At 36.2% G+C, this 9,691-nt stretch carries 6 protein-coding genes; 2 read left to right on the forward strand and 4 right to left on the reverse strand.

Annotation, left to right across the window (positions count from 1 at the left end):
• From FFR48_RS29070 to FFR48_RS21555, 3 genes are all read right to left on the reverse strand, one after another.
• On the reverse strand, positions 1 to 2,533 hold a 2,533-nt coding region (locus tag FFR48_RS29070; RefSeq protein WP_201277662.1), incomplete at its 3' end, for a tectonin domain-containing protein.
• A gap of 1,034 nt (positions 2,534 to 3,567) precedes the next feature.
• A complete protein-coding gene (locus FFR48_RS21550; protein ID WP_137668797.1) occupies positions 3,568 to 4,881 on the reverse strand; it encodes a LamG domain-containing protein in 1,314 nt (437 codons plus the stop codon).
• 948 nt (positions 4,882 to 5,829) lie between these two features.
• Positions 5,830 to 7,155 carry a LamG domain-containing protein gene (locus FFR48_RS21555; RefSeq protein WP_137668798.1) on the reverse strand — a complete coding sequence of 442 codons (1,326 nt, stop codon included), beginning with the start codon at positions 7,153 to 7,155 and terminating at the stop codon, positions 5,830 to 5,832.
• A gap of 629 nt (positions 7,156 to 7,784) precedes the next feature.
• On the opposite strand from FFR48_RS21555, the gene FFR48_RS21560 reads away from it, so the two are divergent.
• Positions 7,785 to 8,021, forward strand: coding sequence for an HNH endonuclease (locus FFR48_RS21560; protein WP_137668799.1), 237 nt, complete (start codon positions 7,785 to 7,787; stop codon positions 8,019 to 8,021).
• Between the two features lie 86 nt (positions 8,022 to 8,107).
• Entirely contained in the window at positions 8,108 to 8,791 is a 684-nt protein-coding gene (gene rnc / locus FFR48_RS21565) for a ribonuclease III (RefSeq protein WP_137668800.1), read from the forward strand.
• A 116-nt stretch (positions 8,792 to 8,907) separates the two neighbouring features.
• Here rnc and FFR48_RS21570 read toward each other — a convergent pair.
• Positions 8,908 to 9,691: IS701 family transposase (locus FFR48_RS21570; protein WP_137668801.1), on the reverse strand; the 784-nt coding region annotated here is incomplete at its 5' end.

Consider the following 9,691-nt stretch of genomic DNA (forward strand, 5'->3'; position numbering starts at 1 on the left):
TACCAACTATTGTACCGTCTGCCATGACGGTAATACCTATTACAGAACCACTGTTAGCAATATGTTCCCAATTACTGGTTAAGGTCTTTCTGGTATATAGTTGATTATTCGTGCCTATACCAACTATTGTACCGTCTGCCATGACGGTAATACCTATTACAGAACCACTGTTAGCAATATGTTCCCAATTACTGGTTAAGGTCTTTCTGGTATATAGTTGATTATTCGTGCCTATACCAACTATCGTACCGTCTGACATTACGGTAATACCTAAGACAGAACCACTGTTAGCAATATGTTCCCAATTACTGGTTAAGGTCTTTCTGGTATATAGTTGGTTGTTCATGCCTATACCTATCACACCTGGTATGGTTTTATCACTTGTAGAAATAATTTCTACTGCCCATTCATTACCGATACCAGTATTCCAAGATGTAACGCCTTGTGCTGAGTCAGGACGATGTAAGTAATCTCCTTTCCAAGATTTGAGTTTAATTTTGTTCTCACTTATGAACTCAATTACCCATTCATTACCGATACCAGTATTCCAAGATGTAACGCCTTGTGCTGAGTCAGGACGATGTAAGTAATCTCCTTTCCAAGATTTGAGTTGAATTTTGTTCTCACCTATGAACTCAACTACCCATTCATTACCGATACCAGTATTCCAAGATGTAACGCCTTGTGCTGAGTCAGGACGATGTAAGTAATCTCCTTTCCAAGATTTGAGTTTAATTTTTGTTCCTGTAGCAATATTCGGATGTGCAGGAGGTTTAAGAAATTCAGCAGTACCTATTAATCCTTGTCCATTACTATGGGTGAGAACGATTTGATTTAGTTGTGAATCAGGTTGTAAATCAGTAATGGAATTACCATTGTTTTGATAAAGGGTTTTGACTCCTGCAAAGAGAGGATGATTGGGATTATTAACTGCTATATTACCGTCAATTCCGTTGTACACTCCCTGGAATTTCAAACCAAAAGCAGCTAAGAAAGTATTCCAATTATTTGCTTCTGCTTGCGCTCCTCCTTGACCTGTCCCAGCACAAAGGTAAACCTTACCTCCATTTTTCACATATTCAATCAAAACTTGGTTATTTACAAGATCGCCACCAATAAAAATCCCGTCATATTTTTGCAGGGTTTCTAGGTTAATAGGAATATTCATTCCCTTAGTCCAAGTATGACCCGCTTTAGTCATTGTTTGTTCTAGAGATGCTCCTGTTAACCCAAAATTATTGGAAAGTACATGAAACTTACCTTTGTTTTCTCCTACAAAATATTTGGCAATATTCAGAGCAAATGTAGCTGCATCAGGTGTAGTTTTGATTCTTGCATCACTTATAGTCCATTCGTCTGCATTAACGACAATTCTACCTAAAGATTTCAAAACTGCTGTAGTGTCTGCTTTAACTTCTGTTGTAACTTCTGTTTGATTCTTGGGTGCTAATGCTACACCTGAATAACATACAATCCCCAATACAGAACCACTGTTAGCAATATGTTCCCAATTACTGGTTAAGGTCTTTCTGGTATATAGTTGGTTGTTCATGCCTATACCAACTATTGTACCGTCTGACATTACGGTAATACCTAAGACAGAACCACTATTAGCAATATGTTCCCAATTACTGGTTAAGGTCTTTCTGGTATATAGTTGGTTGTTCATGCCAATACCAACTATTGTACCGTCTGCCATGACGGTAATACTTATTACAGAACCACTGTTAGCAATATGTTCCCAATTACTGGTTAAGGTCTTTCTGGTATATAGTTGATTATTCGTGCCAATACCAACTATTGTACCGTCTGACATTACGGTAATACCTATTACAGAACCACTGTTAGCAATATGTTCCCAATTACTGGTTAAGGTCTTTCTGGTATATAGTTGATTATTCGTGCCTATACCGACTATTGTACCGTCTGCCATGACGGTAATACCTATTACAGAACCACTGTTAGGAATATGTTCCCAATTACTGGTTAAGGTCTTTCTGGTATATAGTTGGTTGTTCATACCTATACCTATCACACCTGGTATGGTTTTATCACTTGTAGGTTGTATTACTTGTGCAACACCTTTTACCCTGATGGAATAAACGCGATTACTTGAGCCAGAAAAGGCTGTAGCACCAGCACCAGTGTTAGTGAAAAGAACTTTACTAGTTAAATTTCCCAAGTCCGAAGCTTCTTTATCTGTTGTGAGGTTGAAACTTACTGAACCTCCTCCAGGATAATAAATCCCAACAAAGTCACCTTGTTTAACTGTCATGGGTGTAGATAGGGAAAACTGGTTAAGTCCCACCACAGGAGTTTTCATATCACTCTTACCTACTACTGACCAAGAACTACCGTCTTTTCGGTAAATAATCAGTTGTATAGAAGCTGTTGTATCTGCCCAAATTTCCCAGCCATTAATATCGCCATTAATATTAATGGGATTGTTAGTATCTACTAAATAAAAGTTCGTTCTTGTATCACAAACTCCACGGCTTTTCAGTTCATTTCCACCGGTTAAATCGTTGCTCATGTTGATGATCCTTATAATTTTGATCCAAAGTTTTTTAGTTTTTGATTATGATTAATGCAACATCTTCAGCCTTGTTGAAGTATAATGATTTAACACTATACCTTTTGACAATTTGTCTGGTTTTGGGTTGATTTTGTTGGAATTTTGAATCTCATTTCTGTCTTTTAGCCTTCGTGAAACACGATATCAAAAAAAATACATCATGTCAAATTTTTGATATTTAATTAATATAAGTTTACGTATTATTAGCAATAATATCTAACTCACATTTTTGATTAAAAAATATTAAATTTTAATGAATTAAAATAATTGTATTGTATGGAAAATTAAACATTAAAAATTATTTACAGCACATTTGATTTAGATAAGGTACACAAGGGCAGGCACGACTTGTACCTCATTGATATGCAATCTGCTGTATTTAGCTAACATGAATTGATTATTTAAAGGATGTTTGAAAAGTCGGAAAGGATGTAAAAAAGCTCTATTGGTATAAGCTGTGAATAGATATATAGGAGATGCTAAATAAACATGAAAGTATTACATGTAAAGAATTTTAGGCAATTTGAAATGGAAAAAGCCGCGCCTGAGAGCAGGCAGGTACAAGCTTTTATGACTTATGAACTGGAAAACCTTACACTTTGTTGGTTTTTTACCTCGTTTCAAAATCCAAAAAACTCCTTGATATCCTTTAACTCCTGACTCCTTGATAGCGACTTGTACTGAGCCTGTCCTGAGCCTGTCCTGAGCGGTGTCGAAGTAAGCGTGGCGTTAGCCATACTCCTTAATCTTCACGGAAAGACTTTTATGGCTTACGCTACGCTATCAGCAACCCCTATATAAACATCTAGTGAAAATGAATGTAGAGACAATTCATGAATTGTCCCTACAAGGGTTTCAAATTACGGATATTGAATTACCGGAGATATCTAATAGACAGCAGCGAGAGAGTAACATGAATAAAATATACCCGTGACTTAGTTCGGGTTGGTTGAAAAAGTTGAGAAAAAAATTGAGGATAATTAGGTGGTTAGTCAGGCAGGAGATTTTGGTGCAGAAGGTTTAACAAATTCAGCAGTACCTATTAACCCTTTTCCACTACTATGAGCAAGAATGATTTGATTTAGTTGTGAATCAGTTTGTAAATCAGTAATGAAATTACCATTGTTTTGATAAAGGGTTTTGACTTCTGCAAATAGAGGATGATTGGGATTATTAACTGCTATATTACCAGTAATTGCGTTGTAGATTCCCTGGATTTTCAAACCAAAAGCAGCTAAGAAAGTATTCCAATTATTTGCTTCTACTTGCGCTCCTCCTTTACCAGTACCAGCACAAAGGTAAACCTTACCTCCATTTTTCACATATTCAATTAAAACTTGGTTCTCTACAAGATCACCACCAATAAAAATCCCGTCATATTTTTGCAGGGTTTCTAGGTTAATAGGAATATTCATTCCCTTAGTCCAAGTATGACCTGCTTTGGTCATTGTTTGTTCTAGAGATGCTCCTGTCAACCCAAAATTATTGGAAAGTACATGAAACTTACCTTTGTTTTCTCCTACAAAATATTTGGCAATATTCAGAGCAAATGTAGCTGCATCAGGTGTAGTTTTGATTCCTTGATCACTTAAAGTCGATTCGTCTGCATTAACGACAATTCTACCTAAAGATTTCAAAACTGGTGTAGTTTCTGGTTTAACTAGAGGGATTTCTTCTTGTTGCCAAACAGCACCATTAATTGTGCCGTTAATGCCGTTACCTGTCTTTTCTTTAACAAGATTGCCCGAACCTTCATTCAAGGGCAAATAAGCAACTAAACCATCTTCCTTCTCAGTCAGATACTGATTCATCTTTGCCTGAATTTCAGCCGCTGTCAGAGCTTTATTCCAGACACTAACTTCCGTAATTTGACCAGAATAGAAATATCTTGGATTTGCTTCGGTGGCACCAGCACCGATTCGCAGAGGGCATCGCGTATTCGGTGCATAAACTACATTTTTACTACCAACTTCTTTGCCATCGACATAAAGTTTCAATTGCTTGCCATCAAAGGTACTTGCTATATGAGTCCAGACATTGATAACTACAGGAATATCTTTATTATTAACAATTTCCCAATCACTTCCGTTACCGACCCAAGCTTGCCATTTATTATTATCTCCTGCATAGATAATGTAACCTGCGGAATCTTTGGTAACACGGCTGGTAATTACAGAACGAAAGCGGCCTTGCCCACCGGTAACTTTTACCCAACTGGAAACAGTAAATAAGTTGGGATTAAGTGACTGGTTATAAGGAATTTCTACATAATCATCCTTACCATCAAACATTAATACTGATTGCATATTTTTCTATACCTTTTGGCAATTTGTCTGGTTTTGGGATAATTGTGGCTGAATTTTCAAGCTCATTTTTGGCTTTTTATCTTCGTAAAACACGATATCAAAAAAAATACATCATGTCAAATTTTTGATATTTAATTAATATAAGTTTACGTATTATTAGCTATGACATCTAACTCAAATTTCTGATGAAAAAAATATTAAATTTTAATGAATTAAAATAATTGTATTGTATGGAAAATTAAACATTAAAAATTATTTACAGCACACATTTGATTTAGATAAGGTACACAAGGGCAGGCAGGACTTGTACCTCATTGATATGCAATCTGCTGTATTTAGCTAACATGAATTGATTATTTAAAGGATGTTTGAAAAGTCGGAAAGGATGTAAAAAAGCTCTATTGGTATAAGCTGTGAATAGATATATAGGAGATGCTAAATAAACATGAAAGTATTACATGTAAAGAATTTTAGGCAATTTGAAATGGAAAAAGCCGCGCCTGAGAGCAGGCAGGTACAAGCTTTTATGACTTATGAACTGGAAAACCTTACACTTTGTTGGTTTTTTACCTCGTTTCAAAATCCAAAAAACTCCTTGATATCCTTTAACTCCTGACTCCTTGATAGCGACTTGTACTGAGCCTGTCCTGAGCCTGTCCTGAGCGGTGTCGAAGTAAGCGTGGCGTTAGCCATACTCCTTAATCTTCACGGAAAGACTTTTATGGCTTACGCTACGCTATCAGCAACCCCTATATAAACATCTAGTGAAAATGAATGTAGAGACAATTCATGAATTGTCCCTACAAGGGTTTCAAATTACGGATATTGAATTACCGGAGATATCTAATAGACAGCAGCGAGAGAGTAACATGAATAAAATATACCCGTGACTTAGTTCGGGTTGGTTGAAAAAGTTGAGAAAAAAATTGAGGATAATTAGGTGGTTAGTCAGGCAGGAGATTTTGGTGCAGAAGGTTTAACAAATTCAGCAGTACCTATTAACCCTTTTCCACTACTATGAGCAAGAATGATTTGATTTAGTTGTGAATCAGTTTGTAAATCAGTAATGAAATTACCATTGTTTTGATAAAGGGTTTTGACTTCTGCAAATAGAGGATGATTGGGATTATTAACTGCTATATTACCAGTAATTGCGTTGTAGATTCCCTGGATTTTCAAACCAAAAGCAGCTAAGAAAGTATTCCAATTATTTGCTTCTACTTGCGCTCCTCCTTTACCAGTACCAGCACAAAGGTAAACCTTACCTCCATTTTTCACATATTCAATTAAAACTTGGTTCTCTACAAGATCACCACCAATAAAAATCCCGTCATATTTTTGCAGGGTTTCTAGGTTAATAGGAATATTCATTCCCTTAGTCCAAGTATGACCTGCTTTGGTCATTGTTTGTTCTAGAGATGCTCCTGTCAACCCAAAATTATTGGAAAGTACATGAAACTTACCTTTGTTTTCTCCTACAAAATATTTGGCAATATTCAGAGCAAATGTAGCTGCATCAGGTGTAGTTTTGATTCCTTGATCACTTAAAGTCGATTCGTCTGCATTAACGACAATTTGACCTATGATTTGTTTTGTCTTAACTTCTGTTTGAGTCTTGGGTGGTGATGTTATACCAGAAAATAAGCTAGAGATATCACTGTCATTTAAGGCGGTGTCGTAAACACGAAGTCCGCTATATCTAGCGTTAGCAGCGAACTTGTCATGAACTCCAACAAGAGAACGCCCCAGTTTAAAGGGATGACCGTTGGCAATATTGGCTACTCCTTTACCAGTGGTATTTCCTGAAACTACGCCGTCAACATAAAGTGTTAAGGATGCACCTTTGCGTACTACTGCTATATGATGCCATTTGCCATCATTGAACCCAGCAGTTTTACTTTCTACACCTATATAGTTAGTACCATTCTGATCTTGATCTACTTCGGCGGAAATTATACCTGCTGGTCGGGATTCATGTTTGCCGGTCATCCGAATGCAGAAAAAGTTACCGTGAGAACCTGCTGTACGGTTTCCCGCTAAGTCAAAGTACCGATAGGACTCGGTTGTTTGCACCCAAAAAGTTACGGTAAAATCATTCGTACCAAATTGACCAATTTGAGTACCAAAGGAGACAAAAGAATTGTCTGCACCAGTAATTTGTACGGATGCGTTACTTCCTGGTCCTTGAGCATCTATGGTTGTATTAGACACTGTACCTTCTATTGGCGATACATTTGCTTTCGCTGTCAGCAAGCAGGAAAATGTAGTAGTCATGGTGATGGTATGTATCCATAAATTACTTTTTCATTTATGATACTACTACTACTAGTGTGATTGTGATACTGTTAATTTGGAAAAAAGAATTAAGAAAATTCACGTAAAGTTATTTGGCAAAGTATTGTCTTTTATTGAAAAATATTACTTTTTCTGACTCTTAAAAACTAAGTATTGACATTCCAGATTTACTATGCAAGTGTATAAACAAGACAGCTAAATATAACTGCCATATCAAGCAGAACTATATACCGCAGGTGTCGGTGGTTGTCTCAGCAGCAGGATTCCTTTCTGACAAGTCTTGCTTTATTCCTTCGTTTAAACATTTAGTCTAATGTCTTGATTTTATCGTTAATTAGGCTATGAGTACGAAGAAAGTAAGGTATTAGGTTAAATGTTCAGTCCAAGGAATAAAGCAGGATTTGTCAGGATGGAGTACATCAAATGTAAAAGTTTATGTATTCTTTGAATCCTGTTGCTGAGACTGAAACTGGTTTACACTGAAATTGGTTAACATAGAGAAGCTACTTGAGGAGAAGCTCATTATTTTCTTCTTGATGTAGTTTCACTGCTATAGATGTGTGGGTTTCTGATGCTGTTGATAAAAAAATCAACGGAAAATAATTCACATGAATACCAAACAAAAACACAGCAAGAAGCAAAAACTGTCTGATGTATATGGTTCTTGTTGTTGGTGGTGTCGTAAGTCAATGTCAATAGATAAACTAACTATTGAACATCTTCTCCCAAAAAGTCGTGGTGGTTCTAATTCTTTAGAGAACTTACGACTAGCTTGTTTAACTTGTAACCGTTCTCGTGGAAATAGTCTATTTCCACCAGGTGTAAAATTACCTGTTTCTCAATAATACCTGAAGTTTTCAGGGTGTAATCTTGTGGGGTGGGCCAGACAGCCCGCCCTTGCATTCAATTCACATAAAAGATAAAAGATAAAATGCACAAACTTCTCACATTTCATAACGAAAAACTCCTGCGTCAAGCATTAACCCATCGTTCCTATGTCAACGAGAACCCAGGAGAAGGAGAACACAACGAACGCTTAGAATTTCTCGGAGATGCAATTTTAAACTTCCTCAGTGGACAATATTTATATAATCGTTATCCCGAAAAAGGAGAAGATGAATTAACCCGTCGCCGTTCTGCATTAGTTGAAGAAAAACAACTAGCAAAATTTGCTTTAGAAGTTGGTTTAGATTTTAGAATGCGATTAGGAAAAGGTACAATTAGAGATGGAGGTCTTCAAAATCCTAACCTTTTAAGTAGCACCTTTGAAGCTGTTATTGGTGCATATTATTTAGATAATGATTGTAATGTAGAACCACTCAAAGTCATTCTTAAACCATTATTTGATTCTGTATCGGAAGATGTGGTAGAACCGAGATCAAATGTAGATTCAAAAAATAGATTGCAAGAGTTAACCCAAGCTCAAGGTATCCAAGAACCTCCTAAATATGTCACAGAAAAAGCCGGAGGTCCAGATCATGCACCGGAATTTATTTCCAAAGTATTTGTAGATGGTAAAGAGTTGGGAGAAGGAAGAGGCAAGAGTAAAAAAGAAGCAGAAAAAGCTGCGGCTGAGGATGCGTTAGCTAAATTGAAAAAACGAGATTTATTGTAAGAATTTAGGAATGATAATGTTTTCTTGCTAATCTGACAATCTATATTTAATGTACTTAGGACTTACGCAACTGGCACAAGCGATGGTGCGGCTACGCTGCACCGAGCGCCTAAAGACTAAACCATTGACATAGCAATATCTGGACGTTTTAGTTGTCCTATTAAATAATTAGAAAGCAAATTATGCTTAATTTGATAAATAGTTTGACCTGTGTTGTAAGCTAAGTTTTTTAGTCTTAGCCAAACCAACATAGCACAAGCTATATGATTTCTTTGAAGACGACCTTTGCGACACTGACATGATTCAATGCCAGTTAATTGTTTTATCTCCCTGTGAAACTCTTCTATTTTCCAACGGATTTTACACACCTGTTGTGTAACATCCATAGAACTTTGAGATATATCATTAGTTGCGATATAGTCCGTTCTATCGGTAGAGATAGTAACCCGGAATAGCTTCACTTTTTTCTCAGAGGGGAATGCTTTTATCTTGATAATTTTACCACATTCTAACTCATCTTCACTCCATGACAATGATTCAATATTTTTATATTTTTCTTTGCCAAAACTATCATCAACCAAACGATTAATCTTTAAAGGACAATAATAAACTTTATCTAGACTATCAATATAAAGCATTAAATTGTTAACTGCATACCAAGTATCCATTAAAACTGTATCAAATGGCATAACCTTTTGATATACAAGCCCTTGCAACATATTTTTCACATGGTCAACTTTACTTAAACCATCATTGTCAGGGTTAAAAATACGATAATCTATTACCCAAAATTTGAGAGTTTTAGGATTAACATATATACAATTGACTATTCCAATTCCTTTGACGATGCCATGCTCATTTCCACTATATTGCCTTCGCACTATTTCAATCTTTTCTGAA

Source organism: Sphaerospermopsis reniformis (assembly GCF_005402885.1).
Classification (GTDB): domain Bacteria; phylum Cyanobacteriota; class Cyanobacteriia; order Cyanobacteriales; family Nostocaceae; genus Sphaerospermopsis; species Sphaerospermopsis kisseleviana.